General features: G+C 62.5%; 25 protein-coding genes. 14 read left to right on the top strand and 11 right to left on the bottom strand.

Annotated elements, in window-relative coordinates:
* Positions 1–16 precede the first annotated feature (16 nt).
* The 3 genes from BV210_RS11840 (at position 17) to BV210_RS11830 (ending at position 3,602) form a co-directional block, all read left to right on the top strand.
* Positions 17–2,359: an STT3 domain-containing protein gene (locus BV210_RS11840; protein ID WP_077206839.1), complete on the top strand. Its 2,343-nt coding sequence runs from the start codon at positions 17–19 to the stop codon at positions 2,357–2,359.
* A 58-nt stretch (positions 2,360–2,417) separates the two neighbouring features.
* Positions 2,418–2,984 carry a metal-dependent hydrolase gene (locus BV210_RS11835; protein ID WP_077206838.1) on the top strand — a complete coding sequence of 189 codons (567 nt, stop codon included), beginning with the start codon at positions 2,418–2,420 and terminating at the stop codon, positions 2,982–2,984.
* Positions 2,985–3,059: 75 nt separating this feature from the next.
* Positions 3,060–3,602 (top strand): hypothetical protein, encoded by a 543-nt coding sequence (locus BV210_RS11830; RefSeq protein ID WP_077206837.1) that lies wholly within the window; start codon positions 3,060–3,062, stop codon positions 3,600–3,602.
* A 33-nt stretch (positions 3,603–3,635) separates the two neighbouring features.
* Here BV210_RS11830 and aglM read toward each other — a convergent pair whose 3' ends face one another.
* The 3 genes from aglM to BV210_RS11815 form a co-directional block, all read right to left on the bottom strand.
* The gene (gene aglM / locus BV210_RS11825; RefSeq protein ID WP_077206836.1) at positions 3,636–4,931 is read right to left on the bottom strand and encodes a UDP-glucose 6-dehydrogenase AglM; all 1,296 of its coding nucleotides are present in this window, start codon (positions 4,929–4,931) and stop codon (positions 3,636–3,638) included.
* Between the two features lie 81 nt (positions 4,932–5,012).
* On the bottom strand, positions 5,013–5,492 hold the full coding sequence (locus BV210_RS11820) for a type II toxin-antitoxin system VapC family toxin (protein WP_077206835.1): 480 nt from the start codon (positions 5,490–5,492) through the stop codon (positions 5,013–5,015).
* Positions 5,489–5,773, bottom strand: coding sequence for an AbrB/MazE/SpoVT family DNA-binding domain-containing protein (locus BV210_RS11815; protein WP_077206834.1), 285 nt, complete (start codon positions 5,771–5,773; stop codon positions 5,489–5,491). Before BV210_RS11815 ends, BV210_RS11820 begins: the two co-directional genes overlap by 4 nt.
* 247 nt (positions 5,774–6,020) lie before the next feature.
* Between BV210_RS11815 and BV210_RS11810 the strand changes: the two genes are divergently transcribed.
* The 4 genes from BV210_RS11810 (at position 6,021) to BV210_RS11795 (ending at position 9,124) form a co-directional block, all read left to right on the top strand.
* Positions 6,021–6,434, top strand: a complete 414-nt coding sequence (locus tag BV210_RS11810) for a transcriptional regulator (protein WP_077206833.1) — start codon at positions 6,021–6,023, stop codon at positions 6,432–6,434.
* Positions 6,435–6,588: 154 nt separating this feature from the next.
* Complete coding sequence (locus tag BV210_RS11805; RefSeq protein ID WP_077206832.1) at positions 6,589–7,503, top strand: ABC transporter ATP-binding protein; 915 nt, start codon at positions 6,589–6,591, stop codon at positions 7,501–7,503.
* Positions 7,500–8,309, top strand: coding sequence for an ABC transporter permease (locus tag BV210_RS11800; RefSeq protein ID WP_077206831.1), 810 nt, complete (start codon positions 7,500–7,502; stop codon positions 8,307–8,309). Before BV210_RS11805 ends, BV210_RS11800 begins: the two co-directional genes overlap by 4 nt.
* Positions 8,306–9,124 carry an ABC transporter permease gene (locus tag BV210_RS11795; RefSeq protein WP_077206830.1) on the top strand — a complete coding sequence of 273 codons (819 nt, stop codon included), beginning with the start codon at positions 8,306–8,308 and terminating at the stop codon, positions 9,122–9,124. Before BV210_RS11800 ends, BV210_RS11795 begins: the two co-directional genes overlap by 4 nt.
* Before the next feature lie 84 nt (positions 9,125–9,208).
* Here the strand turns inward: BV210_RS11795 and BV210_RS11790 are convergent, their stop codons facing one another.
* Both BV210_RS11790 and tnpA read right to left on the bottom strand, forming a co-directional pair.
* Complete coding sequence (locus BV210_RS11790; protein ID WP_077206829.1) at positions 9,209–10,483, bottom strand: RNA-guided endonuclease TnpB family protein; 1,275 nt, start codon at positions 10,481–10,483, stop codon at positions 9,209–9,211.
* On the bottom strand, positions 10,480–10,860 hold the full coding sequence (gene tnpA, locus BV210_RS11785) for an IS200/IS605 family transposase (protein WP_077206828.1): 381 nt from the start codon (positions 10,858–10,860) through the stop codon (positions 10,480–10,482). The genes BV210_RS11790 and tnpA overlap by 4 nt, the downstream gene beginning before the upstream one ends.
* A gap of 300 nt (positions 10,861–11,160) precedes the next feature.
* Here tnpA and BV210_RS20475 point away from each other — a divergent pair, with 300 nt between their 5' ends.
* Positions 11,161–11,364, top strand: coding sequence for a hypothetical protein (locus BV210_RS20475; RefSeq protein WP_216640623.1), 204 nt, complete (start codon positions 11,161–11,163; stop codon positions 11,362–11,364).
* Positions 11,365–11,875: 511 nt separating this feature from the next.
* On the opposite strand, the gene BV210_RS11775 is transcribed toward BV210_RS20475, so the two are convergent.
* Positions 11,876–13,048, bottom strand: coding sequence for an MFS transporter (locus BV210_RS11775; RefSeq protein WP_077206827.1), 1,173 nt, complete (start codon positions 13,046–13,048; stop codon positions 11,876–11,878).
* Positions 13,049–13,149: 101 nt separating this feature from the next.
* Here BV210_RS11775 and BV210_RS11770 point away from each other — a divergent pair, with 101 nt between their 5' ends.
* Positions 13,150–13,581 (top strand): nucleotidyltransferase domain-containing protein, encoded by a 432-nt coding sequence (locus tag BV210_RS11770; RefSeq protein WP_157525997.1) that lies wholly within the window; start codon positions 13,150–13,152, stop codon positions 13,579–13,581.
* Positions 13,582–13,601: 20 nt separating this feature from the next.
* Here the strand turns inward: BV210_RS11770 and BV210_RS11765 are convergent, their stop codons facing one another.
* Both BV210_RS11765 and BV210_RS11760 read right to left on the bottom strand, forming a co-directional pair.
* A complete protein-coding gene (locus BV210_RS11765; RefSeq protein ID WP_077206826.1) occupies positions 13,602–14,297 on the bottom strand; it encodes a hypothetical protein in 696 nt (231 codons plus the stop codon).
* A complete protein-coding gene (locus BV210_RS11760; protein WP_077206825.1) occupies positions 14,294–14,965 on the bottom strand; it encodes a helix-turn-helix domain-containing protein in 672 nt (223 codons plus the stop codon). Before BV210_RS11760 ends, BV210_RS11765 begins: the two co-directional genes overlap by 4 nt.
* Positions 14,966–15,149: 184 nt before the next feature.
* Here BV210_RS11760 and aglF point away from each other — a divergent pair, with 184 nt between their 5' ends.
* Positions 15,150–15,917, top strand: a complete 768-nt coding sequence (gene aglF, locus BV210_RS11755) for a UTP--glucose-1-phosphate uridylyltransferase AglF (protein WP_077206824.1) — start codon at positions 15,150–15,152, stop codon at positions 15,915–15,917.
* A gap of 418 nt (positions 15,918–16,335) precedes the next feature.
* Here the strand turns inward: aglF and BV210_RS11745 are convergent, their stop codons facing one another.
* Entirely contained in the window at positions 16,336–18,423 is a 2,088-nt protein-coding gene (locus BV210_RS11745) for a hypothetical protein (RefSeq protein WP_084802624.1), read from the bottom strand.
* A 134-nt stretch (positions 18,424–18,557) separates the two neighbouring features.
* Between BV210_RS11745 and BV210_RS11740 the strand changes: the two genes are divergently transcribed.
* The 4 genes from BV210_RS11740 (at position 18,558) to BV210_RS11725 (ending at position 23,767) form a co-directional block, all read left to right on the top strand.
* A complete protein-coding gene (locus tag BV210_RS11740; protein ID WP_077206822.1) occupies positions 18,558–19,988 on the top strand; it encodes an exopolysaccharide biosynthesis polyprenyl glycosylphosphotransferase in 1,431 nt (476 codons plus the stop codon).
* 273 nt (positions 19,989–20,261) lie between these two features.
* Positions 20,262–21,068, top strand: a complete 807-nt coding sequence (locus BV210_RS11735; RefSeq protein ID WP_371340753.1) for a hypothetical protein — start codon at positions 20,262–20,264, stop codon at positions 21,066–21,068.
* Positions 21,069–21,095: 27 nt separating this feature from the next.
* Positions 21,096–22,526, top strand: coding sequence for an O-antigen ligase (locus tag BV210_RS11730; protein WP_077206820.1), 1,431 nt, complete (start codon positions 21,096–21,098; stop codon positions 22,524–22,526).
* A gap of 32 nt (positions 22,527–22,558) precedes the next feature.
* Positions 22,559–23,767: a glycosyltransferase gene (locus BV210_RS11725; RefSeq protein ID WP_077206819.1), complete on the top strand. Its 1,209-nt coding sequence runs from the start codon at positions 22,559–22,561 to the stop codon at positions 23,765–23,767.
* Between the two features lie 6 nt (positions 23,768–23,773).
* Here the strand turns inward: BV210_RS11725 and BV210_RS11720 are convergent, their stop codons facing one another.
* Positions 23,774–24,625: a glycosyltransferase gene (locus BV210_RS11720; RefSeq protein WP_077206818.1), complete on the bottom strand. Its 852-nt coding sequence runs from the start codon at positions 24,623–24,625 to the stop codon at positions 23,774–23,776.
* A gap of 14 nt (positions 24,626–24,639) precedes the next feature.
* Positions 24,640–25,506, bottom strand: coding sequence for a glycosyltransferase (locus BV210_RS11715; RefSeq protein ID WP_157525995.1), 867 nt, complete (start codon positions 25,504–25,506; stop codon positions 24,640–24,642).
* Positions 25,507–25,889: the final 383 nt, after the last annotated feature.

Below are 25,889 nucleotides of genomic sequence, written 5' to 3'. Positions count from 1 at the left end.
GGGGGATGGCCGAGACATGGCCGAGGATCGGGACGCCGCCGAGACGCTTTCCGAGCGCCCCGAACTGGCGTCCGCACTCGAATCCGTTCGCCCCGTCGACGACGATTCGGAGACCTGGACCTTCGAGGACGTGCCGATCGACTCGGGGACGTTCGGCGAACTCGTTTCTGCCGGGCTCGTCGAGAAGGTCGACGGCGAGTATCGCCTCCCCGACGCGACCCGACGCGCGCTCGACGGCGAGGAGGTGAGCGGAACCACCGATCAGGAGGAGACGGACCTCGATCTGACGATGCCCGCGTTCGACGTGGACAGGCGGGCAGCGGGCGCACTCGTCGGTGCGCTCGCGCTGGTCGTCCTCTTCCGGACGGTGTTTTCGTTCGGTTCGGTGTTCCGGGACGGCGCGGTCGTCCTGTCGGGGAACGACCCGTACTTCTATCGGTATCACGTCGAACAGTTACTGGCACAAGGCGGGGGATTCGACGCCGCACTACTGAGTGAGCTTCCGATACCGCACGGCGAGCCGCTCATGGTCGCGACGCTGTACTGGCTCGCGGGGCTGTTCGGCGGGACGGCGTCCGCGGCCGGCACGGTGCTGGCCTGGTATCCAGTCGTTTCGGCGCTACTCACGGGACTCCTGCTGTACGTCCTCGCAGTGAAACTCACCGACGACCGACGGGTCGGACTGGCCGCGGTCGCGTTCCTCGCGACGACGCCGGCCCACGCGATCCGGACGAGTCTGGGCTTCGCCGACCACCACGCCTTCGACTACCCGTGGCTCGTCCTCACGGCGCTCGCGCTGGTCGTCCTCGCGGGTCGGGACGAACGCGCCTACCGCGACCCACGGGCCTGGCTCGCCGGCCTCGGACTCGGAGCCGGTGTCGCCGGCCAGATCCTCGCCTGGGACTACGGAACCGCGCTGGTGGTTCCCGTCGCGCTCGTGATTGCGCTCGCCGTCCTGCTGGACGTCGACGCCGACCGCTCGCCGCTCCAGTCGAACGCACCGCTGCTCGGTGGACTGGCACTGGCTGCGCTGGCCGTCCAGTTCGTCCACGGCGAGACGGGCTGGCACACGGACTTCGTGACGGCAGTGCCCCTGTTGCTCGTGGGCGGGGTCGCGGCCGTACTCGCCGTCGGCGAGGTCGTCCACCGTCTCGACCTCCCGGCCCTCGCGATGGCCGGTGCAGAGGTCCTCGGGGTGGTCGCGGCCGTCTTCCTGGTCCCGGTGTTGGTCACCGACTTCTGGGCACGGGCCGGCGACCGGGCCGATCGGTTCTTCGCGACCCGGAACATCGTCGAGACGCAACCACTGATCAGCGGTGACTTCACCTGGTTCCTGTTGCTCGGGCTGGTACTCGTCCTCGCGATCCCGCCGCTGATCTGGGCGAGTCGGCGCGCTACGGATGGATCGAAACCCTGGCTCGTCGCTGGCGTCTACACGTGGTACCTGCTCGCGCTCGCGGCGGTACAGGTTCGGTTCGTCGGCGAGCTCGCCGCCTTCACGGCCCTCTTCGGCGGCCTGGGGTTCGTCTGGCTGGCCCACTGGGTCGACCTCGCCGCGATCCCGCGCCCGTTCGCCGCGGAGACGGCGACACCGGGCCCGCGTGGCGACGAAACGACCGACGGCGGTACCCGGACGCTCCGACTCCCGACCGCGCGCGAGGCCGGATTGCTCCTCGCGCTCTTCCTGCTGGTCGGTGGCGTGGGTGTCCTCCAGACGCCGATCAAGACGAGCCAGCTCACCATCGAGGACGGAGCCTACCAGTCGGCAGCAGCGATCGACGACCACGCGACCGCCGCCAATCTGAGCCACCCCGAGAACTACGTCCTCAGTCAGTGGGGCCGCAACCGGATGTACAACTACTTCGTCAGTGGCGAGTCTCACTCGTACGGCTACGCCCAGAACGAGTACCGGACGCTGTACACCTCCGCCAACGAGTCGCAGTGGTACCGGAGCCACCGCAACCGGGTGGGCTACCTCGTCACCGAGTCGACACCGGACGCGAACACGAGTGCCCGGTCACTGTTCGCTCGCCTGCACGACGGGTTCGGTTCCCGCCAGTCGACCGTCGGCGGGCTGGCCCACTTCCGCGCTATCTACGCCTCCGAGGGTGGGACCTACAAGGCGTTCCGGATGGTTCCCGGCGCGACTATTACCGGAACCGGGCCGGCAAGCTCGACGACGACACTCACCCAGTCGGTCGAGGTATCCGGCGCGTCGTTCACCTACGAGCGCCAGGTCCGGACGGACGCCGACGGCGAGTACGCCGTCACCGTTCCGTATCCAGGCGAGTACAGCCTCTGGAACGAGACGGTCAGCGTGAGCGAGCGCAACGTCACAGCTGGGAATCGGGTTCGGTGACCGGACCGGTCAACCGAAGCCAAAGCGCGTATGACCGTCGCCGTCGTCCACCCACACGATGTGGCCCTGGGGACACGCCGCCGTCGGCTACCTCCTGTACACCGCCTATCGCTGGTTCCGGTTCGACCTCCGACCGCACGGCGTCGCCGTCGTCGCGCTCGCGGTCGGCACGCAGTTTCCGGACCTGATCGACAAGCCACTGGCCTGGCAGTTCGCCCTCCTGCCGAACGGCCGATCGTTCGGACACTCGCTACTCGTCGCTGCCGTGCTCCTCGCAGTGGTCTGGGTCGTCGCGAGGCGTTTCGACGCCCGCGAGAGCGTGGTCGCGTTCGGTATCGGCTACGTCGGCCACCTGTTCGGCGACGCGCTCTACCCCGCGCTGGCCGGGGATTTCCACTACGTCGGCTTCCTCGGCTGGCCGCTGATTCCCGCCATCGAGTACGACCTGTCGAGCGGTGGCTTCCTCGACCACCTGTTCGCGCTCGATCTCGGTTCGCTCGCGCTCTTCGAGTTGGGCCTCACCGTCGTCGCAGTCGGGCTCTGGTACCACCACGGCTGTCCCGGGCTGTGGGTGCTACTGCCCGGCGATGGACGGCCGGCGCCCGAAGAGCGCCCGGAATCGTAACTCGCCCCGACCTATCGTCAGCCCCGGAACCGAGATACACAACAGTTTACTACTAGCTGCCGACAGGTCTGGCCGATGAACGTCCTCCCCTGGCTGCTGGACTGGCCCCCACGTCGGTCGACGGTCGTCGCTTTCCTCCTCCTGACCGCGATCAGCGTGGGCACGCTGGTGGCGTTCGGCGGCGTGACCGACGACGCCTCCTCGGAGAACGTCACGGTCGCGTCGACTGACCTCACCGTCCGCTTGAACGACGAGCGCGACCTCCCGGACACGAACGGCACCGTCGAGACGTGTCTCGCGAGCGGCACGCCGAGCGACAGCGTCACCGTGCTCGGCGACGTCACCGTGGACATCCCGGCTGAATCTGAGAACGTCAGCAGCGGCGATCGGGTTCGCGTCGTGGTGAGCCTGGCCCACACCGACGAGACGACCACGAGATCGATAACCGAGCGTGGGCGCACGACGAGCGACGTGTTCTGGGTCTTCGAAGACGACGAGACGCTCGCCGTGGGCGACACCGCGACGGTGCAGATCCGCGTCCAGGCGGACGACGCCACGGTGGCGAACGCGACGCGACGAACACCCGTCCTGAACGGGTCGCGATCGTTCGATTGCTGACCGACTGCTGGATTCGCGCTGTGGAGGCCCGCCTCACCACGTCAGCCCCTCGTAGGTAATCCCCTCGCGGCGCTCGATTATCCGCCGGCCGTCGACGACCACTGAGTCGGCCATCGCGTCGAACTCCTCGTCCAGGGTCCCGAACTCGTCCCAGTCGGTGACCGCGACCGCGCCGTGAGCGTCGTCGAGTGCGTCGGCCGCCGACTCGGCATACTCGATCTCGGGGAATCGCTCGGCCATCTCCCCCACTGCGACCGGATCGTACGCGACGACCTCCGCGCCGCGTTCCTGCAATCCCTCGATCACCGGGATCGCCCGCGAGTTCCGGATATCGTCAGTCCCGGGCTTGAAGGCGAGACCGAGTACGGCGATCCGTTTCCCGTCGGCGTCGACGTGGTCGTCGAGCAGGTCGAGGAGGCGTTCGGGCTGGCGGTCGTTGACCTCGACCGCCGCTTCGAGCATCCGGGGCTCGTAGCCCGCGTCGTGGGCGTGCTGGATGATCGCCGCGGTGTCCTTCGGAAAGCAGCTTCCCCCCCATCCGACTCCGCTCCGTAGGAATCGCTCGCCGATACGGTCGTCAAGGCCAATGGCCTCGGCGACCTCGTAGGCGTCGACGCCGTACTCCTTGCAGATGTTCGCGATGTCGTTGATGAGGCTGACCTTGCTCGCGAGGAATGCGTTGTTGGCGTACTTGATCATCTCGGCCTCTCGGGGGCCAGTCTCGAAGACCGGCACGTCCCACTGGAGGACCAGCGGTTCGTAGACCTCGGCGAGCAGATCGAGAGCGCGCCCGTCGCCGTCGGTTCCGACGACGATCTTGTCCGGTTCCATGAAGTCGTCCACCGCGGTTCCCTCCCGGAGGAACTCGGGGTTGACGGCGACGCCGAAGTCCTCGCCCGCGGTCTTGCCCGACGCGTCTTCGATGATCGGCGTCAGGGTGTCCTCGGTGGTGCCGGGAACGACGGTGCTCTTGACGACGACGAGGTGGTAGCCGTCCTTCTCGGCGATGGCCTCGCCGACGGATTCGGCACCGGCCTCCATGATCGAGGTGTCGATGCTCCCGTCGTCGTTTTTCGGCGTCGGGAGCGCGAGGAAGGTCACGTCGGCCTCGCGGATGGCGTCGTAGTCGGTCGTCGCCCGGAGTTGGTCACCGCCGTAGATCGAGACCAGCGGGTCCAGTCCGGGTTCGTGGATCGGCGCTTCGCCGTCGTTGACGGCCGCGACGATGTCCTCGTCGATGTCGACGCTGGTGACATCGTGGCCGAGGTCGGCGAAACAGGCCGCGATGGTCGTCCCGACGTAGCCGCTGCCGACGACGCTTACGTGCATACAGGATGGGTCCACGTCACCGGCCTTGAGAGTTCGGTTGGGAGCGCGGTTGTAGCTCACTGCGGTACCACATTGGCTTGGCTACCCATCGATGAACGCCAATTTCTCGCGTTTTTCGCCCGGGATCGGATTGGTGTAGGTCGTGTCTTCACCGTCACAGAGGTCCTCGAAATCGGCATCGGTGGTGATAAGGTAGTCAGCGTCGTATGCTCGTGCCAGCGCGAGGATGAACGAATCGTAGACGTCGTGGTTTTTCTCGGCGCTGATCTCGTAAGCCTCCAGAAGAGTGGTTTCGGTCGCACCGACGATTCGTGCGGGACTGCGAACGAGGGACTGGACCGCGTTGCGAGCAGCCGCCGGACCCACTCCGAAGTTGCTCGTCATGATATACTGCGCTCGGAGCGGGTAATAATCGAAGACGAGCAAGACGTTCGGTCCATCGAGGGCATTCTCGATCCAGGGATACACATCGTCGTGGGCCGGATGATCTTCGGTCAACCCGATCGCGAGTACGTTCACGTCCGTGAGAACCGTCACTTCGGTCGGGAGCGACTCAGTCATCTGCTATCGGACCACTGCTCCATCGGTCCGAAGAGCGCCTCTCCCGCATCGGTTGTCGTCGTGTTCTCCCAGTTGTCCCGGTCCGCTCTTGCTGTCTTCAGTTTCGTGCTCGGTTTCGGGTTAACCTCGAGGACCGAACCGACGAGGGTCGCGGAGATCTCGTCGTTCGACTCGATGCCCAACCGATCCCGGACCTCCTTCGGTAGGGTTACCCGCCCTCTATCGTCTACTGTGAGCGTCAGTTCCTCGCTTTGATTGCCATCGGCAGATGTATTTCCCATTTCACACCACCTATTACCCACTATTGTACTGACACACATAACTGTTGTTCTAATCGGAATATCGAGATGTCTCTTCCCCTCCTGGGTACTCAGTGCCAGTCAGCGGTCGAACCGCATCGTCACCACGATTGACCCCGACAATGTTCGTACCAGATTCGATTCCCGAGAGAACGGTATAAAAGACGCTGTTTTTTGTGATTACTGGCGCGACAAAGACTAAACGCGTTTCATTCGACTTCGAATCGAGATGGCGACCGATCAGAGACGGACAGCGGAGAAGGAAGCGCCGGACGATCCAGAGGATCTGCTGCCAGAGGACAGCGTTCTCAGTCTCGGCGAGTATCTGGATATGCACGCTGCCGTCGGGAACCGAACGCGATACGAAATTCTCTATCGACTGGTTCACGCCGGTGAGATGAGTCCGACAGAGCTTGCGGATATGATGGACATCGACGACAGCACACTCCACTATCACCTGAACGAACTCCTCGAGAGCGGACTGGTCGAAAAGCGTCAGCGCACGGAACGAGAACAGGGCGGGCTCTACACGTACTATCGCGCGACCGTGTTTGGTGAGGTCACTCTCACCGACGGTGTCGACGAGTTGATCCGCGGTGAGCAGGCCTTCGACGAGATGTACAACAGTTCGAGCGGCGAGTGACCGTCAGAGTCCGGGATCCAACACTCGGTCGATCAAACGCTCCAGCCCACGACACTAGGTTCATGTCCGCCCAGCGGCTGTCGTGGCCAGACACTGTTTCCGAGTCGGAAAATCACCGCGCGCTTTTATTTTAGTGCCGTCCGCCAATTGACATATGGCCGCCATCGAAGCCACCGAGGTGTCGAAACGCTACGGGACGGTGATCGCCCTCGATCGGGTCGATCTCACCGTCCCCGAGGGGGAGATTTTCGGCTTTCTCGGCCCCAACGGCGCGGGGAAATCCACGTTCATCAACGTCCTGCTCGACTTCGTGTCGCCCAGCGACGGATCGGTCGAAATCTTCGGCCACGACTGTCACGCGGAGGGCGTTACGGCTCGCGAACGGATCGGCGTCCTCCCGGAGGGGTACTCGGTGTTCGAGCGCCGCACCGGCCGCCAGCACATCGAGTACGCCATCGAGTCGAAAGACGCCGACGACGACCCCGCCGAGATTCTGGATCGGGTGGGGCTCGATCCCGCCGACGCCGAACGGGAAGCCAGCGACTACTCGAAAGGGATGGCCCAGCGACTCGTCCTCGGGATGGCACTGGTCGGCGAGCCGGACCTCCTCTTGCTCGACGAGCCAACGACGGGGCTGGACCCCAACGGGGCCGCCGAAATGCGGGATATCATCCGCGAGGAGAACGAGCGGGGTGCGACGGTCTTTTTCTCCAGCCACATCCTCGAACAGGTCGAGGCGGTCTGTGACCGCGTGGGCATCCTCCAGAACGGCGAACTCGTGGCCGTCGACACCATCGAGGGGCTCCGGGAGTCACTCGGAGGGGGGACGAAGCTCGTCATCACGGTCGACACCCTGCAGAACGGGACGCTGGAGACTGTTCGCGGAGTTCAGGGCGTCGAGACGGCCGTCGAGCGCGAGGACTCGACGCTGGAGGTGACCTGCACGAACGACGCGAAGATGGACATCCTCGTGCAGTTGCACGACGCGGGCGTCGACGTGGTGAACTTCCGGACCGAGGAGGCCTCGCTGGAAGATATGTTCATCGAGTACACCGGGACGGGCCGATGAGCTGGGACGTGATCGCCCGCCAGGACTGGGCGCTGACGGTCGGCGAGCGCTCGACGAAGTACCTGCTGGGCCTGCTCGCGTTCGTGATCGTCGTCACAGCGTATGCCTACCCGCTCGGCGGGTCGGGGACGTACACGACAGGACGGTTCGCCGGCGTCGTCCACGGGAGCCTGACGACGCTGGTCCCCATCGTCGGCGTCCTGCTGGGGTACAACGCGGTCGTCAGCGAGCGCGAGTCGGGCGCGCTCCGGCTCACGCTGTCGCTGCCCCACAGCCGGGCCGACGTCGTGTTCGGGAAGTTCCTCGGCCGGGCCGGCGTGGTCACGGCGACGCTGGTCGCCTCGCTGGCCGTCGCCGGATTCCTCGTCGTCTATCCGTTCGGCGAACTCGAACCGCTCCGGTATCTCGCCTTCGTCGGTTTCACTGTGTGGTTCGGCGGGATCTGGACGGGTATCGGGATCGCAGCCTCCATCGCCGCAACCACCAAACGGCGCGCACTCGTCCTCGCGCTCTTCTTCTTTTTCCTGTTCGTGATGGTCTGGGACACGGTCGCCGACGGGGTCACGCTGGCGCTCTCCTTCGCCGGCCTCGTCGATGGGGAGTTGCCCGACCCGTTGCAGTTCGTCTTCGGTCTCGAACCGGGCCGGGTCTTCGGACGGCTCACCGACGGATTCGTCGACCCCAGCGCCACCGTCGAGGGTGCCTGGTACCTGAGCGAGTGGGTCGCGCTCGTCCTGTTCGCGCTGTGGCTCGCGGGACCGCTGGGGCTCGCCTATCGGCGTTTCGCGCGGGGTGATCTGGCGTGAGCTGGCGTGTGATCGCCCGGGAGGACGTGCGCGGCACGATCCTGTCGAAGACGACCTGGCTCGCGGTCGGTCTCTTCCCGATCGCGTTCCTCGGGTACGCGGTCGCCCACGACTACGTCGGCGAGCCGACCTTCCCGGCATTCGTCGGGGGGCTCGCCAGCGTCGTGGGCGTGCTCCTCCCGGCGATCGCGATCCTCGTCGGCTACAAGTCGATCGTCGAGGACCGCACGAGCGGCCGACTCGCCCTCACGCTCTCCTTGCCGCACTCCCGGCGCGACCTGGCGATCGGGACGTTCGTCGGCCGTGCGGTCGTGGTGCTCGTCCCGGCCCTGCTCGCGCTCGTCGTCGCAGGCGTGGTCGGTGCCGTCCGCTTCGGTACCGAGGGGGTGCTGTGGTTCCCGTGGTTCCTCGTCGCGACCGCGCTCTTCGGGGCCGCGTTCGTCGGCTTTGCCGTCGGCCTCTCGATGTCGACGACCGCCGACCGCTGGATCACCCTCGGCGGCCTCGGCGGGTACCTGCTGCTGGTCACGTTCTGGGGAAGCCTCCAGTCGACCGTGCTCCTCGTCCTCCACCGCTTCGAATTCGAGGTGCTTCGCGATATGCCCGACTGGGCGCTGCTCTTCCGGCTGATCGAACCCGGCGAGTCCTACGCCCGACTCGTCCGCGCCGGGTTCGACGTGGACCTGGCAGGGCTGTACGTGGCCGAGGGTGCCCCCGTCTACGTGAGTGCGCCGGCTGCGCTCGTGTTGTTGGTGGCGTGGGTAGTCGTTCCGCTTGCGGTAGGCTACCACCGGTTTCGGGAGTCCGATCTCTGATCTTCTGATCTGACTTTCAGTTTTCAGCTGACGTTGACATCCTCCCCGCGCTAAAGCGCGAGGATTCCTCCGTTGGGGGTTCGGCTACCGACCCACGGAGGCAACTTGCGGGTTTGTGCGCACTTCTTTGGGACTTTCGTGAGGGTATGGTTTCCCCGACCAGTCGTGGTCGTCCCACTCGAATCGCACGGGCCGTGCCATCGGCCTGACTTCCGTGTCGCTGTTTTCTCGAAGGAACGTCTCTGATGCCGTGAGGTCGGCGTGTCCCTCGAAACCGCACGGACACGTCAGCGTGTCCTCGTGGCGAATCGTCGCGTCGTGGTCGCCACACTCGGGACACGTCTGACTCGTCCACGCTTCCGACTCGGCTTCGAGGCTGATGCCGTATTCCTCACAGACGCACGCGAGACGGTGGATAAACTTCTTGAACGCCCAGAAGTTGTGCGTCTTCTCGTTCACTCTGACCGACCAGTGCGTTTCCAGCACGTCGGTCAAGTCGCCCACGTACACCGTCGCCACTCCCTCGTCGTACAGTCGTTCAACGAGGTCGCGCACCAGCGCGTTCTGTGCGTGGTCACGGCGTTTCGTCCGCTGTCGGTACAACCGTCGAATCTGCTTCGAGGAGTAGCGTCCCTCACGGAGTTTCGACTGGAGGCGGGCGATTTCGTTTACCGTCTCACGGAAACGTCCGAACAACTCCCGACCGTTGTAGAGGTACTGGTTCCCAGTGGTCGTGGAACAGGCGACGAGGTTATTTGCGCCAACGTCGAGGGCGGCTTCTTCTGAAGCCAGTGGTGAATCCAGTCGAGAATCAGGTACGGTGACTGGTTGAAAGGCCCTGAACGTGTCGCTCACCTCGTCGTACTCAAGTTCCAGACGGCCCTGTTTACCGTCCCACTTCGGGTTGCCTCGGACTTCGAGGCGGAGTCGTTCGTGGTAGCCGAGTCCGTATTCGTCTTTCAGTTCTTTCCCGACAGGGATTTCGAGACGGCTACGCTTGCCCCACTGAATCGTGTACTGGTTGTTTCGGATGTAGGTACGGAGTTCGCGTCCGTCCTCCTCGTTGCCCCAGTACGACGGTGGGTTGGCGTACTCGCCTTTCTCTTTGAGGGCGAAGAACGACCGCCACGCTTCGCTGTTCTTGCGTGTGACCTGTTGGACGGTCGCGCTTCCGACGACGCCGTTGTACTGTCCACGGTACTCGGAGGTATCCCACACGTCGCCGTCACCGAAGTAGTTCTGACGGCGTTCGTAGGTGAGTTCGTTCCACAGGGATGCGGAGGCGTCGAGTAGCCGTAGAAGGCACTCCTTGTCGTTTTCGGTCTGTGGCACGACCTCGAAAGTGTTGACGCGATTCATGCGCCCCCGCCTTCCTGTTCAGCGATGTAGCGTTCGACAGCGCCCTTCGATGCGCTTCCCGCTGTTCCGACGTAGTACGAGCGAGTCCACTTCACGCGGTCGTCGTATCGTTGATTGTACTTCCGGGCGGAGATGCCCTTGACCCAGTTGACGATGAGGGACGGGGCGTTCTTCGGTGGACTCCCGATGAACAGGTGTACGTGGTCGGGCATGACCTCGGACTCGGCCAGTTCGAGGTCTTTGTCCTCACAGATTTCCTCGAAGATGGTTTCGAGTCGTTCCTTCGTCTTCCCCGTCAGGTGCGAACGCCGATATTTCGGCACGAACACTATGTGGTAGTAGAGTTCGTATTTCGCGTGACGGGTACTCTTCACCATCTATGCATACTATCACGGTCGGACGGCTTAATGATTGCGTTGGAACCCGGTCTATGCCATCGTCGGCGGTTGAATACTGTTGGTCGGCTTCATCCCCGTCCTCGAAAAGCGGAGCTTTTCGGTTGCAGCGAGAGCTTCGCTCTCGCCATGCCCCTGAAGGGCGAGGCTTTCGCCTCGAATTTTCCGTAATGACGAAGAGAGTGAATGCTTCGTCAAGGGAAACAAGAATTTCCGTACCCCATCCAATTTGGTTTCAGACCATCCCAGAGGTATAAACCGCACCCAGACGTTGACCCTGCCGTGTCACAAGCGGACGACCATCTCCGGATCACGGATCTATCTTCCCTCAATGCTGAGGACTTCAAGCTCCGGAATACCAAATTCCTCAAAGGAGACACTGAATACGAACAGACCGGAGGCGAGTCGTTCGAGAGTCTCCGGCATCAGATCTGGGCCACCCGGAATGGTGATCTCCGACGTGTCCTCTCCCAGTTCCCGATGTAGTGGTCGCTCGAAGAACAATGTGCGGGCTGGATGCACGCGGTCGTCGGTAAACATTTCTTTCCTGACGCAAACCACCGGACTGCAGTTGCACTACTCCGGCGGCTGTTGGACGAAAACGGTATCGAGTATAGCAAATGGTCGCTGGATCGGCTGGGAGAAGCCCGGCAAGAGTCACACACTGTCCGGAGAGAGATCGAAACAGTGCGGCTGGATACGCTCTATCGAAAGGACGACCTCTACGATGTTTGGTGGCGGTTTTTCGATGACGAACTACGGGTTGTCGAACCGGGCGACAGGTAGTTATTCGTCGTCGGGTTCGTCGGCCAGCACTTCATACAGGTCCGCGTTTTCCTCAACGTCGCGGTCCATCTCCCGCTGCGCTTCCCAGTTCACCGGCATACCATTACAAAGACGATGTATCGGTATAGACTTTTCGCGTCTCCGAAAGACGGTATCGACATTTCCAACGACGGTCCAAAGTCCTGCATCGAGAAGGGGAACCACGCGGCTCTCAGAGACCGAGCCCCAGCACTCGGTTCACGACGATAGCGATGACGGCCACGCTCGCCAACACGGCCAGCAGCCCGAACGCGACGGTCCAGCTGATAGTATCCGAGAGGACACCGACGACGACGCTCCCCGATGCACCGATGGTCATGTAGACGGTCCGGACGAGCCCGAACCCGGCCCCACGTTCGGCGTCAGAGAGGATGTCCATGAACCGGGACTGCAGCGGCGCGCCCCAACTCATCCCGACGCCGACGAGCACGATCCCGGCGATCACGACGACGAACTGTTCGGTCACGACCAGCAGCGCGTACCCGATCGCAGCCGACGCGAGCGCGCCAGCGACGACGCCGTCCCGGGAGAGCCGATCCGAGAGCGACCCGAGCATCGGCTGGGTCAGGCCGTGAATCACGAAGTACGCCGAGAACAGCGCGCCCGCCACCGTCGTCGAGAAGCCGTGGTGGGCCGTGAAGAAGGTCGGCAGGAACGAGGCCGTCGCCTGCCAGGAGAAGGCTCCAAGGACGGAGAGTGCGGTCGTGTATCGGATCTGGGGCCGGGCAAGCAGCTCGCGCACTGCGGCGACCTCGAAGCGCTCTCTGAGGGGTTGCTCCGGCCGGCGCGGCTCGGTCGACTCCACGGAGAGCCAGAAGGCGACGAACACGGGGACAGCGACGGCCGCGCCGATCCCGATGGCCGGCCGCCAGCCGTACTGTGTGGCGACCACAGCCGCCGCGATGGGGGCAAGGAGACCGGCGAGCGGTCCCCCGGCGACGTGGACACCGATGGCCCACCCGATGTCGTCGAAGTAGCGGGCAAGCAGCGTGGTGGCGACGCTGTAGTGGAGGCCGGCGACCGCTCCCAGGAGGACAGTCCCGGCGAAAAAGAGCGGGAAGTTCGGTGCGGTCGTCAGGAGGAGGCTCGTCACCGCGGTGCCGCCGACGGCTGCGAGGATGACCGTTCGTTCGCCGAGGCGGTCGCCGAGGACGCCGCTCGGGAACTGTGTGGTCGCGTAGGCGACCCACATGCCCGACAGCGCCAGCCCGATGGTGCCGTTGCTGACCCCGAACGCGAGCGTGAGGTTCGGGACGACGGGGCTGATCACCAGCCGGGCGACCATCGTGGCGAAGAAGGCCAGCGTACACAGCGCGAGGACGACCGACGCGTACCGACGACTCACTTTCAGAGGTTGGGAGAGGTCGGGAAAGTCGGTTTCGAAGGACGGGCCCTCAGGCCCCGCGGAGGACAATTCTTTTGGTGGGATACGGCGTTGTTCTCCACATGACAGGGAGTGACGATCAATCGACGGTGCTGACCGACCTCGCAGAGTCACTCCGTGGAGATGACGACATCGTGTTTGCAGTGGCCTTCGGTTCCCGCGTCACGGATGAAAACCATGCCGCGTCCGACCTCGACCTCGCCGTCAAATTCACCGACAAGCTTTCATCGAGCGAACGGTTCCAGAAGCGTTGCCATCTTTCCGGGATGCTCCAGCGCGAGGACGCCCCATATGTCGATGTTTCCGATATCGAGGAACTTCCAATCGCAGTGGCTCACGACGCCGTGAGCGGAGACTTCCTCTGCGGTGACGAGCGATCGGTCGGGGAGTTCAAGAGGGAAATCACGGAGGCTTTTGAGAACGAACGAGATGACATCCACCGCCAACATCGAGACGTGATAGGGCGTATCGCGGAGGAGGGGTTGCGTACCTGACAGCCAATCGTTCTTTTACATCACTGTTCGGTATCGAGACGATCACGCTGGTTGAGAAGAAATTCCTTGACAGCGTCGATATCCTGCTCGGGTACTGTCTGCTGTTCGAAGACGCCTTTAAACGAATCCGCAAAACCGGGTGACGTTAGTCGATCCATGACGACTCCGATACGCCGTGCAAGTTTCTCTGAGTCCCCACGGTTGAGATGCATCGCGATTCGTTCTAGATCGGCGTCGCGCCCGAGTACCACAAGGTCGCGGGTATCGGCTTTTCGGCCACTGTGGAGTTTTACCGCAAACAGCAACTCCGGTTCCGGAATCCGAGCCGAAATTGGACGGGATGTGCCTAATTCTTCGGTGACGGAGTGTTCGGACAGATAGCGATACGACCACTCGGCTTCTGTTTGTCGACACCCCAATGCATCGACCATCACATCGAACTGAACCGGGTTCCCGACGTCTTTCTCGAACCTGACAGTACGACCCTCGTACAATTCGTTTCGCTCGACATCAGCGGTTTTCTCGTAGCCACGACCAGTGAGGAGCGCAGTGTAGTCGTCGAGAGCCTGTCCCGGAATCACGACGTCAACATCTGTCGTAAATCGCTGGTTGAACGCCGCAATTGCCCAGCCACCGACAAGCACGTACGGAAAATCGGCGTCGATCACCGTCTCTAGCGTATCTAGCAACTCGTCTTCGCGTTCGCCAAGACTCATGCTTTCAGGTGCGGGTCTGCGTGGGACGCGTCGATGTCACGGTCGTACTCGTCAGCGATCATCTCCAACGCCGGTTCGTAGTTCACACGGTAGTCCAGCATGTGGTCGATCGTTTCGTCTAACGGAACGACTGGGTTGCCGTCGACCCACTCGCGAGTGATATCCTCGCTCGTCGGGAATAACACGTACGCGACTGTTCCCTCGTACTCGGTTGCATCCAGGCGCTCCTCGATCGTGTTTGGAATCCCGAACTCGTCGAAGAAGGCAGCCCACCGTTCGATATCCCGGTCAGCGACCTGAATAAAGATCGGATAGTCGTCGTGACCGCGAGCGATCTGATAGCCCCCGTGCGTCCAAACGTAGACTCCGTCGATTTTCGTGTACGCGAACGGCATACCTGCGAAATGCGGAATGACGTATCCCTCGTCGATCGAGAGCGGAGCTGATCTGGATATTGCTGCGACGATATCGTAGTAGCTGTCTCTGACATCGTAACTCTCGATGTAGAGGCCATCGTCGCGCCGGATGAAGCCCGCTTCTTCCAACCGTTCGACCCAGTCGTAGACCCACGAGTAGGAGCCGTCGATCTTCTGGGCGATCCGCCGAATCGAATCACCGGGACGGATCGCTAGCATGATTTTTGCCGCAATCCCGTCGACGTACTCCATCATCGCTAGTTATTGCTATAGCATCTAATAGTATTAGTCTTGTCCCGCATTTACTATGGAAAATTATCTTTCTACCGATACCATATCTCGGGCAAACCCATCTCAACGAACTTCCTGAGACGAGACCGTATCGAGGCGAAGGCGAGGACAAGAGTTTTGCAGTTGACCCGTCGAGTAAGCGGACATGAAAGCCGTCGTGTTGGCCGCCGGCGAGGGAACGCGGCTGCGGCCCCTCACCGAGGACAAGCCCAAGGGAATGGTCGAGGTCGATGACAAACCGATCCTGACCCACTGTTTCGAGCAACTGGTCGATCTCGGAGCCGACGAACTGGTCGTCGTCGTCGGCTACATGAAGGAGGTCATCATCGACCACTACGGCGACGAGTTCGACGGCGTCCCGATCACCTACACCCACCAGCGCGAACAGCAGGGACTGGCCCACGCCCTGCTGACCGTAGAAGAGCATATCGACGACGACTTCATGCTGATGCTGGGCGACAACGTCTTCCAGGCGAACCTCGCGGACGTGGTCAACCGCCAGCGGGAGAGTCGCGCCGATGCGGCGTTCCTCGTCGAGGAAGTGCCGTGGGAAGATGCCAGCCGATATGGCGTCTGTGACACCAACGACTACGGCGAGATCGTCGAGGTCGTCGAGAAGCCCGACGAGCCACCGTCGAATCTCGTGATGACCGGATTCTACACCTTCACGCCGGCCATCTTCCACGCCTGCCACCTTGTCCAGCCCTCGGACCGGGGTGAGTACGAGATCAGCGAAGCCATCGACCTGCTAATCCAGTCGGGCCGAACCATCGACGCCATCCGGATGGACGGCTGGCGGATCGACGTTGGCTATCCCGAGGATCAAGAAGAGGCCGAGCGTCGGTTGCAGGAAACGGGTGAGGCAAGCGCCGACGCTGGGTCCGAGGAGAGTGCTGAGACGGCGACGGAATAACTGACCACAAATCCCATTACTCATTTCAAGTGTCAATATATCCCCAGTAGATTTGTCCAATATATTCCTAATAGGAATAGTATTCCCGATTGGAAAGTGAGTACTACAATTGCACTGGAGTATCCGTTCCCCGACGACCGTGTCTTTCGGTACCAGGCGATGGAAGACGTTCTCGCGCTCCTCATCGAGGAGCCATACGAGGAATACACCGTAAGCCAACTCGCAACGCGAAGTGCTGTCCCGAATTTCGGCGTATCAGTTACGTGCTGTCGATACAAGGTCGGCCAGTAGCTCTGTCTCTCGGTTGCAGAAGGTCATTATCCTGGTAATGATTATCGCGATAATAGGTTGTAGCTCCAGTCTCAGCGGCTCGAACAGAAGAGTACCAGTATGATCCGACTGGTTCGCCCAGAGGAGTCTAGACGGCAATCGGCAACAGTTCGGTGAGTGCCTCAACGAGTGGCAGTGCGTAGTCGGCGTACTGGAGATAGACGAGTCCGGTGAACAGCAGGAACAGCGTCGACAGTGCAGCGGGGACCGCGAGCGCGACGACGCCGATCCGCTCGTCGAGGTCGACGAGACTCGCGGCGACCGCCCAGCCCGCGAGGAGTGCAGCGCTAGTCAGATTGACCAGCGCGTGCAGTTGCATCGCCTCACCGAGTGCGAGTCCGAGCCATAGATTGGCGGCCAAGAACCCGAGTCCGCCTACGAGGAGAGCGCCGACGTACGCGCCGGTGATCCAGCGCAGGTCGGCGCAAACGACGCGGTGGACACAGTCCAGTCGGGCGAGTCCGTACAGCCCGAGCGGCACGATCGGAACGAGGTACCGGACGGTGAACTGCGTGTGGAGCGGGAGTCGTTCGACGTTCATCAGCACCAGCGCGACCGTCATCGCAACCGCGAGCAGGTCCGTCTGGCGCGCTGGTTGTCCAAGTGCAGTCCGGATCCCGGCCAGCGAACGGGTTCGGAGTCGGTGGAGTCCCGCTCCGACCACGCCGAGGAGACCGCCGAGTAACGGCGCGACTTCCAGCAGTGCGAGGTCGACTGCCTCCTGATCGGTCATATGGTAGGCGACGTATTCGGGGATGCGCCCGCTCCGGACGAAGATGTGGTAGAGACGCTCAGGATCCTCCTTGGCGAGCGTGAGTCCGGTGTCGACGTAGGACCAGCCCTCGCCGACGGCCCAGGAACTCCCCTCGATCGCCACGCCGGCGACGGCCGTGATCGCCGCGACCAGTGTCGCGATCGGTCCCGGTGATGAATCGGATGGGGGCTCGGAACCGGGTGATGTGGGGGCTGTCGTCCCGTCGGTTCCACCTTCCGTGGTCGTCCCGTTGGCTGGTGGTCCCGCTCCATCAGTCGTCGTCGGTTGTGACTCGGTGGGTGTCGGCGTCGGTGTCGATCCGCTATCGCCACCGCGCTGGCCGTCCCTGCCGTCTTGGCCACCGCTCGCGAGTGGGTCGACCTGGCCGGAGAACTGATCCATCGACCGGGGCGGCTGGAACGGGTTGTCGTTGATCGCCGCGTTGGTCGCGAGGAAGGGCGCGAGCGCGACGAGGAAGACGACACCGACGACGGCGAGGTGTTTCGGGTGGTTCGAGCGTGCAGTCGCGATGTCGAGCGGCACGAAGACCGCGAACACCACGAGGGCTTCGAGCGCGTGCAGCCACGCGAACAGTGCGACGACGGCGTACGCGAGGGCACGGAGGCCGAGGGCTCGTCGTCTCGCGTCTTCGGCGCGGCTGAAGTAGAACGCGCTCAGGATGGCGACGACGGCCAGCGTCGAGAGCGCGTGGCGTTTCGGGATCGTCGCCCAGAAGCCAACGGGCGAGGCGATCGCGGCCGCCGCGCCGAAGCAGAGGCCGACCCGTCGTCCGTGGGCGTGTGCGAGGACACGGTAGAGTATCACGCCGACGAACGCGACGGCGATCATCCCCGTCACCTGGAGCGCGAGGAAGGCCGTCCATCGGTCGGGGAGTGGTGCAGCGACGAGGGCGCTCCCGAGGAACGTCAGGAGTCCGAGGGCCGTTCCCGCGGTGGCGAATTGGGTATGGTAATCGAGAAGGCGTCCGAGACGGTCGAACAGGAGGACGAGTAGTCCCGACCACGCCGCGGCGAGGACGAGCCGCAGGTCGAAGAGGCCGGCAAGGGCGTCCAGTAGCCAGAGGACCGGGAGTGAGAGGAAGATGTGGGCGTAGTTGCGGGCGTAGACCGCGCCGTCGGCGTACCAGAGGCCGGGCTGGGAGCCCAGCGTGAGCGAGTAGGTTTTCTCCGTGATCGCGAGGTGGCCGTCGGCGACGTTGACCAGTCCGTTGGCGATGGCGTAGCTGTCGGTGATGAACACCCCGACCCGCCAGTAGGTCGCGAGGATGGCGAGCGTCCCGAGAAAGAGGACGACGCCGTACCGGTCGCCGAAGAGGGCGCGTCCGAGTCGTCGCCGCCATTGGTTGGCGAGGTCGACGAGGTTTTCGTTCTCGGTCATCGCGAGTTCCGACAGCCGTGTCACGTTCCTGTCTCTGCAGGGCGACACCAAGAGTTTGTCCCCGAGTCGACATGCCGAAACGTGCGTTCGAGAGGTGTCAGACGCTCGTGTGACGGCTGTCGCAGGCCTTATGTCCGGCGGTGGAGTTATCAGTTCCAATGGCAACGGGCTGGCGGTATCGGGTCGCGAGCGTCCTCGGGACTGCCAGCCTCACCGCCGTCGCTGTCTGGTTCGTCAACTACCCGTTGATTCAGGACGCGTTCAGTCAGGTGCCGGTCCTTGGTCGGCCAGCGCCCGCCGTCTTATCAAATGGTGCGCTGGTGTTCGTGATCCTGACGGCACTTGTCGTCGTTCTCGGTGCGATGTGGCCGTTGTTCAAACCCCGGCCGCGCCGCGTACTGGCCACGATCATTCTCACGCAGAAACGGGTGTTCCTCGCGATGGTTGGACTGGCCGCGCTTGGATATTTCGACTATAACTATCGAATGCCGCGGGCGACGCTGATGCTCGGGACGGCTTTCCTGTTGCTCTGGTTGCCCGCCTGGATGGTCGCGATCCGACGCCGCCCGAGCGAACAGTCCAGAGCGATCATCGTCGGTGACGATCCGACTGCGATGGAAGCGATTCTCGAGGAGACCGACCTGCCCGTGATCGGGTACGTCTCGCCGCCGTCGTCCTACGAGGCCACGGAGGGAGGCGTGGTCGGGAAGCCAGAGATGTCCGACGGCGGGGCCGTCACGACGCGACTGGACGAACTCTCGAATTTGGGTGGGTTGTCGCGGCTAGATGAAGTGTTGGTGAAATACGAGATCGACACGGCGCTATTGGCGTTTGCAGATACCGATCGCGCGGAGTTTTTCGGTACGCTCGACACTTGTTTCGACCACGGTGTGACGGCGATGGTCCACCGGAATCACGCTGAGGACGTGTTGACCGCTGGTGTGGCTGGTGGCGAGTTAGTAGAGGTGGATCTCAATCCATGGGACTGGCAGGATTACGTGGTCAAGCGAGTGTTCGACGTGTGTTTCTCCGCCTGTGGACTGGTCGTGTTGTCGCCAGTGATTCTGGCAATCGCCGTAGCTATTAAATTGGATAGTCCCGGTCCCGTGTTGTACAGCCAGGAACGGACTGCGGAGTTCGGTGATACGTTTACTGTGTACAAGTTCCGGAGCATGATTCCCGAGGCTGAAGCCGAAACGGGGGCGAAACTCTCCGCGGAGGACAGAGGCGATATCGATCCGCGTGTGACACGTGTCGGCCGGTTCCTCAGGAAGACACATCTAGACGAGATTCCACAGCTGTGGTCAATCCTGACCGGCGACATGAGCGTCGTTGGTCCGCGACCGGAGCGACCGGAACTGGACACGAACATGGAGTCGGGAGCCGCGGACTGGCGGCGCCGGTGGTTCGTCAAGCCCGGACTGACCGGACTCGCACAAATCAACGCCGTGACCGGCCACGACCCACAGGAGAAACTTCGGTACGACATTAAGTATATCCGCAGGCAATCGTTCTGGTTCGACGTGAAGATTGTCATCCGACAGATCTGGCAGGTGCTCGATGATTTAGTGGAGATGATCGAAAAGTGACTCTTGGCCCCAGACTCGAAACCGAGGTGAGCGTCAGGCGATACATTGATGCCCCACGAACCAACTCATCAGGACGTAGCGAATGACCAACGGTAGCCCGGCGAGGGTCGCCTCACACCCGGGCACCGAGCGACGAAAGACAGTCCATAAATGTATTCTATAGAACAAATACGTCGGGGTCTCGCGACGCCGTCCCTCGTCGGTCGGGAACTCAACAGGATTTACTACAACCGACTAAACTCACGCTCGTACAACACCGACGGCTGTGATATCATGTCCGAAGACTGGGACTCGCTACTGTTGCTCGACGCCTGTCGGTACGATCTGTTCGCGGACCGGCACTCGCTCCCCGGTAATCTCTCATCACGGATGTCACGGGGGTCAAACACGCGGGAGTTCCTCCTAGGGAACTTTCATGGAAAGACATTCCACGATACGGTGTACGTCACGGCAAGCCCCATGCTCTCTCGAAACAGTGAGGTCGTCAACGTAGAGTTCCATGCCGAACTGAACGTCTGGCTCGACGACGGTTGGGATGACAATCGCAGGACTGTTCTCCCAGAGACGACGGCGGACCAAGCCCGGGAGGCCGCCGCCAAGTACCCAGAAAAGCGCCTTCTGGTACACTTCATCCAGCCTCACTACCCGTTCATCGGTTCCGACGAGCAGCCATTCACCGACGAACTCGGTTTTGAGAACCCCGACGACACCAACTGCTGGCGGCAAGTCATGACGGGCGACCTGCAGACTACCGCCGCCGAGGTCTGGAGCGCCTACGAGGCGAACCTCGACCGGGTCCTCCCCGTGGTAGCGGAACTCCTCGACACGCTCGACGGCAAGACAGTCGTCACCTCCGACCACGGGAACATGATCGGGGAGCGTGCCCGCCCCGTCCCGATAACAGAATGGGGGCACCCGTACGGTATCTATACGCCGGAGCTCGTAACCGTCCCGTGGCTGGAAGTCGAATCCAGTTCACGTCGGGAGATTGTCCCGGAGCCACCGGTCGAATCGACGACGACTGCTGACGACGATGTCGTCAAGCAGCGACTGCGCTATCTCGGATACACCGATCCCTGACACGGTCACCGGGCATGGAGTAAGGATATGTGGCTACACAACCGCACAAGAACGGCCGGAAGTATCGGCGCTGTTTTTGCGGTCGTGAGTACGGTACTCATTCTCGTCGGTCGTATTTATTTTGATGAAGCTCTCCCTGTCGCTGTCGTTGGCGTCGTCGTCTGCACCGCAATGGTGGCAATCGTCGTCCGAGGGGGCGTCAACGAGGGGGCCGCCAGATGGACGCTACTCGGTACCCTGGTTCTGTTCGTGGCCCTGTCTCCGGAAATCCCGGTGGATATCCCGGTCTCGGTGAGCCGTGCGTTCACCCTGCGGCTCGAGGACTTGCTGTTACTCGTCGTACTGCTGGGCTGGACGGTTACGCTACACCGGAGTGACCACGTGTACCTCCCACCGTTCGCGGTGCCTTTCGCCGGGTATCTCGCGGTGGCCCTGGTGGTCACGGTCGTGGGTATCGGTGTATACGCGCTCCCAGCCGCTCGGGCCGCCCTCTACCTGCTCAAGGAGGTGCAGTTCCTGCTGTTCGCCCTCCTGGTCGCAAACCTCGTCAAGTCGCGGGCCGACGTATCAGTGGTCGTCACCGCGTTCATTTTTGGTGGCGTCCTCAACGCCACTTGGATGGCCGTCCAACTTGCCACCGGCGACCTCGGACCGCTGTTCCACACCGTCGACATCGCGAAATGGCGATACGGCCCGTCTCTGCTCGGCCAGCCGAGCGTGTTGGCGTCCGCGGGCTTTTACCTCCCGCCGGTATTCCTCACGTTCGGGATGCTCCTGTACCGGACTGGACACCGGGTGAGGATCATCTGCTGTGCGTTATTGGTGGCCTTCCTCGGTAGCATGATGGTCACCGTCTCCCGGGCGACTATCGGTGCAACGTTGTTCGTGCTCTCCGTGTTCACTTTCGGATACGCCGTCAGGGCGACAGACAGGAACGTTGTCGCCTATTTCGTTGCAGCGCTCCTCGCAGTGATTCCGTTCACCGTCCTGAACCCGCTGATCGTCCGACGGTTCCTCCCACAGTCGGTTTTCTCGAGCATCGTGTCACGGCTCGAGATTTGGAACGAGTTCCTCGCGCCCCCCGTCCCAGCGATGCTTGTAGGGTTCGGGAAGGGGAGTCCGGGAGCGGTCATAGGACCCGCCGAGGCGCACAATTTCTACCTGCGGTTGCTCGTCGAAACCGGGATCATCGGGTTGGTAACATTCCTCCTAAGCATCGCTGTAATCCTGCAAACCGGAGTGAAGTTGGTCGTCCACTCCGATGACCCCCTGTTCCGGACGGTCGGGACCGGAACCGTCGGCGTCACCGCGGCGCTACTCATTGTCGCCATCTTTCAGGACGTGTTCATCAACGTCAAAGTCGCAGAGACGTTCTGGCTACTGATCGGGATGGCAGGGGCCGTATGGCGGTTATATTTGGATCGTCAGACGGACGGCACCGAACCTGAAAACGTTTAACACTGTCACCCTAGAACCGCCTGCTAGTTCCGATGTCCGAACACAGTCGACGGGTCGCGCTGTTCCTAAACACTCCCATCCACTACGACAAGGCGGCCGACACCTACTCAACGGACTACGCGAACCTCCTGGACTTTTTTCTCGCGAACAGTGATCGGTTCGAGGAGCTTCTACTCGTGCTTCCGGTCGGAGAGGGGGAGGGTGCCGTAGACCTCGACGTGCCCGACAACGTCCGTGTTATCGGGTTCAAATACTACATGGGAGCATTCGGGCTACTGAAACGCTCCCACAGAATCGTCCCACAGCTGGTTCGGATCGCCGCTTCCGATGCCGTTCGGTCCTGTGACGCCGTCGGTGCAGTCGCCCCGAGTACGGTGAGCGCATTCACGGTCCCGATCTGTCGACTACTCGATTCGACGCCGACGTTTTTCATCATGCGCGGGCTGAAAGGACAGACCGTCGATCACGCGATGGCGGACGCCCCGCTGAAGCGTCGGTTCCTCCGCAGGGTCGTCGGTAGCTACGGGTGGGCGACGAAGCGTCTCCTCCGGAACGATCGAACGGTCCTTTTCACTATCGGGGAGTACACCGACCGGCTCGCCGAGCGTGGGTATCCCCCAGCGAAACTGGTTAGCCTGTTCCCACTGGTTCACGACAACATCGTACGCGAAAGCGTCGATCCCGCGGATGAGGTCTCCGACCTCCTCTTCGTGGGGCGTCTTTCAGGAGAAAAAGGCGTCGGTGATCTGCTGGCCGCGTTCGCGGAGCTAGTTGAGCGGGCCGATCGGGAACTGACACTCCACGTCGTCGGCGACGGCCCGGCCGAAGACTCGCTACGAGAGCAGGCCCGTACCCTCGGTGTCGCCGATGAGACCGTCTTCCACGGCTTCGTCCCTCACGGTGAGGAGCTGTGGCGTCGGTACGACGACAGCGACCTCCTGATCCTCCCCTCGTACACCGAGGGACTCCCCCGCGTCCTCGGCGAAGGGATGGCACGGGGCCTACCAGTGGTCGCGACCCGCGTCGGTGGCATTCCCGCGTTCGTCCGCGACGGCGAGAACGGTCTGCTGGTCAAGCCCGGTAATCGTAACGACTTGCGGTCAGCTATCGGCCGACTGCTCGAAGACGACGAGCTACGTGCCGACCTCGCGACGGCGAGCCTCGACACCGCGAGCACGGTGACGTTCTCCGAACAGGGCGGTCGGCTCGTCGACGAACTCGAGACCCGGCTCTGGGAGTGACTGCCGTTAGGGTCCACGGCGGAACAGCAGTTCGTAAACCGCGCCACGCACGTGGTTCGGAACCAGCCGGAGCGGGACCCTGGTACAGAGGTTCGCCAGCACCCGCGCCGGCCCGAGGAATCCCCATCGCCAGAACTCGTACTGGAGGCGAAGCTCGGCCCTGGCGTAGTCGATCCCCCCTCGGCGTCGGTACATGCCTTCCCCGGCGCGAGCGGCGACCAGCGTCTCCGGGATGTTGGCGAACGTCGCCCCCTCCAGAAGCATCCGCACCCAGAGGCCGTAGTCCTCCATCCGATCGACGTTCCGATAGTTCCCGGCCGAGAGCGCCATGTCACGGCGGAAGACGACCGTTGTCTGGTTTATCGGGTTGCGGTGCCGGGCTCGCTTCGCGATGTCCTCGTGCCCGGGCGGTACCTCTCGGACGGCCACGGGGTCGTCCGGACTCTCGACGAACTCGCTCAGGTAGCTACCGACGACGTCGATGTCGGGGTGTTCGTCGAGGAAGTCCAGTTGCCGCTCGAACCGCGTCGGCGCGCACACGTCGTCGGCGTCCATCAGCGCGACCAGTTTGTGACTGGCCGCCTCGACTCCGACGCGCCGCGCTTCGCCGCGCCCACGGTTCTCGGGAAGCCGCTCGACTCGTAGCACCGACGGGTGAGCGTCGAGAAACCGGTCGATGACCGCGTCTATGTCCGAAGGAACCGGGCCGTCGGCGACCAGAACGACCTCGTCCGGCGGGCGCGTCTGCTCGAACACGCTTTCCAGCGCCGTCGTCAGTTCGTCGGGGTCGTCGCCGCGGTACGTCGAACAGACGACCGAGAGGGAATGGCCCTCTCCATCGGCATCATCGTGAGTCATGGATTCTCTACAGGTTATACCTCTTCACCTGTCGTCTGGGTTGCAGACTCCAGTAGCACCGACGCGACCCGATCCCAAGTGTGATTCTTAAGGACATATTCGCATCCGCGCTTCCCCATCCTCACGCGCTCTTCATTACTCTTCTCTCTCAATGTCCTGAGCGCGTCGGCGACAGTGACAGTCGTAACGCGGTCCAGGGCAACACCTGCATCGACCGCCGCCACGAACTCGAACTCCGGACTGGTGCTCGTCAGGACCGGTCGTTCGCAGGCCAGATACTCGTAACACTTGATGGGGTTCGACGGAAACCCTGGGTGGACGACGCCAAAACCGACGTCGAACGCCGAGATATACTCTGGGACACTCTCGTGGGGGATCCGTCCGGTAAACGTCACGTCGCTGTCCAGGCCCAGTTCTGCAGCAAGCGTTTCGAGCTCTCGCCGACGCGGACCGTCACCAACCAGGAGTAGATGAGTATTGTCTACCTCGGCGCTCGCCCGAAGTAGCGTCGAGAGTCGATGCCGTTCGGAGAACGTTCCGACGAATCCGACGACGAACTCGTCACGGGGGACATCAATTTCCTCCCGCGCTGTCTGTCCGTCCCCCGGCGTGAACAGGTCCGCATCGACCGCATTCGGGAGGACGGACACCGGCGTCTGTCTCGAACTTCGATACGGCGCCAACCGCTCTCTGAGTGCCTCGAAAGCGACGTACACCTCCGTCGACAGACGCGTGTTCATCCGGACGAGTTGCTCGATGACCGGACCCACCCAGGAGTCGGCAGTCTCGCGGTCACGCGTCACCCAACCCCGGACCAGTAAAACGTGTGGTACCTCCTTGAACCAGCAGTACGGTGTCGGGAACAGCGTCGATGGCGTCATTCGCGTCACGACCAGCGACAGCTGCTCTGTTCGGTGGAGGCTCCGCAAGTGACGGAGAGTGGACCACTCGGCGCGTGCATGCCACTGTAACTGGCCGGATCCTCCGGCGGACTGCAGGTGCCTGAATTCGTCGACCTGCTCCGACAGCCGATCCGCGTACGTCTCCGTCGGTTCCGGACAAATAACTGCAAGGGGTTCTTCCGTGACACGTCCCAGACTAGTAACGATCTCTCGTGTGGCAACACCGCCACCGTCAGTGCGAGAAAGATCTTCAAGTGTGACGAATACGAGCACGCTGTCTCCTACTGTTGGTAAATTGCCGACAAGTAAAACCTACCGTATGTGCATTGGTGGTATTCATGTTATTTATTCTTGCAAAGACG

Source organism: Halorientalis sp. IM1011, assembly GCF_001989615.1.
GTDB lineage: Archaea > Halobacteriota > Halobacteria > Halobacteriales > Haloarculaceae > Halorientalis.
This window is presented reverse-complemented; position numbering and strand designations above follow the sequence as displayed.

Coding starts and splice junctions, on each gene's coding strand:
- BV210_RS11820 (WP_077206835.1), bottom strand. CDS start 5,492: ATGACTGAGTCGCTCCCGACCGAAGTGACGGTTCTCACGGACGTGAAC.
- BV210_RS11725 (WP_077206819.1), top strand. CDS start 22,559: ATGTCCGAACACAGTCGACGGGTCGCGCTGTTCCTAAACACTCCCATC.
- aglF (WP_077206824.1), top strand. CDS start 15,150: ATGAAAGCCGTCGTGTTGGCCGCCGGCGAGGGAACGCGGCTGCGGCCC.
- BV210_RS11720 (WP_077206818.1), bottom strand. CDS start 24,625: ATGACTCACGATGATGCCGATGGAGAGGGCCATTCCCTCTCGGTCGTC.
- tnpA (WP_077206828.1), bottom strand. CDS start 10,860: ATGGTGAAGAGTACCCGTCACGCGAAATACGAACTCTACTACCACATA.
- BV210_RS11835 (WP_077206838.1), top strand. CDS start 2,418: ATGTGGCCCTGGGGACACGCCGCCGTCGGCTACCTCCTGTACACCGCC.
- BV210_RS11830 (WP_077206837.1), top strand. CDS start 3,060: ATGAACGTCCTCCCCTGGCTGCTGGACTGGCCCCCACGTCGGTCGACG.
- BV210_RS11735 (WP_371340753.1), top strand. CDS start 20,262: ATGTCCGAAGACTGGGACTCGCTACTGTTGCTCGACGCCTGTCGGTAC.
- BV210_RS11740 (WP_077206822.1), top strand. CDS start 18,558: ATGGCAACGGGCTGGCGGTATCGGGTCGCGAGCGTCCTCGGGACTGCC.
- BV210_RS11805 (WP_077206832.1), top strand. CDS start 6,589: ATGGCCGCCATCGAAGCCACCGAGGTGTCGAAACGCTACGGGACGGTG.
- BV210_RS11715 (WP_157525995.1), bottom strand. CDS start 25,506: ATGACGCCATCGACGCTGTTCCCGACACCGTACTGCTGGTTCAAGGAG.
- BV210_RS11790 (WP_077206829.1), bottom strand. CDS start 10,483: ATGAATCGCGTCAACACTTTCGAGGTCGTGCCACAGACCGAAAACGAC.
- BV210_RS11840 (WP_077206839.1), top strand. CDS start 17: ATGGCCGAGGATCGGGACGCCGCCGAGACGCTTTCCGAGCGCCCCGAA.
- BV210_RS11765 (WP_077206826.1), bottom strand. CDS start 14,297: ATGAGTCTTGGCGAACGCGAAGACGAGTTGCTAGATACGCTAGAGACG.
- BV210_RS11815 (WP_077206834.1), bottom strand. CDS start 5,773: ATGGGAAATACATCTGCCGATGGCAATCAAAGCGAGGAACTGACGCTC.
- BV210_RS11810 (WP_077206833.1), top strand. CDS start 6,021: ATGGCGACCGATCAGAGACGGACAGCGGAGAAGGAAGCGCCGGACGAT.
- aglM (WP_077206836.1), bottom strand. CDS start 4,931: ATGCACGTAAGCGTCGTCGGCAGCGGCTACGTCGGGACGACCATCGCG.
- BV210_RS11730 (WP_077206820.1), top strand. CDS start 21,096: ATGTGGCTACACAACCGCACAAGAACGGCCGGAAGTATCGGCGCTGTT.
- BV210_RS11760 (WP_077206825.1), bottom strand. CDS start 14,965: ATGGAGTACGTCGACGGGATTGCGGCAAAAATCATGCTAGCGATCCGT.
- BV210_RS11800 (WP_077206831.1), top strand. CDS start 7,500: ATGAGCTGGGACGTGATCGCCCGCCAGGACTGGGCGCTGACGGTCGGC.
- BV210_RS11770 (WP_157525997.1), top strand. CDS start 13,150: ATGACAGGGAGTGACGATCAATCGACGGTGCTGACCGACCTCGCAGAG.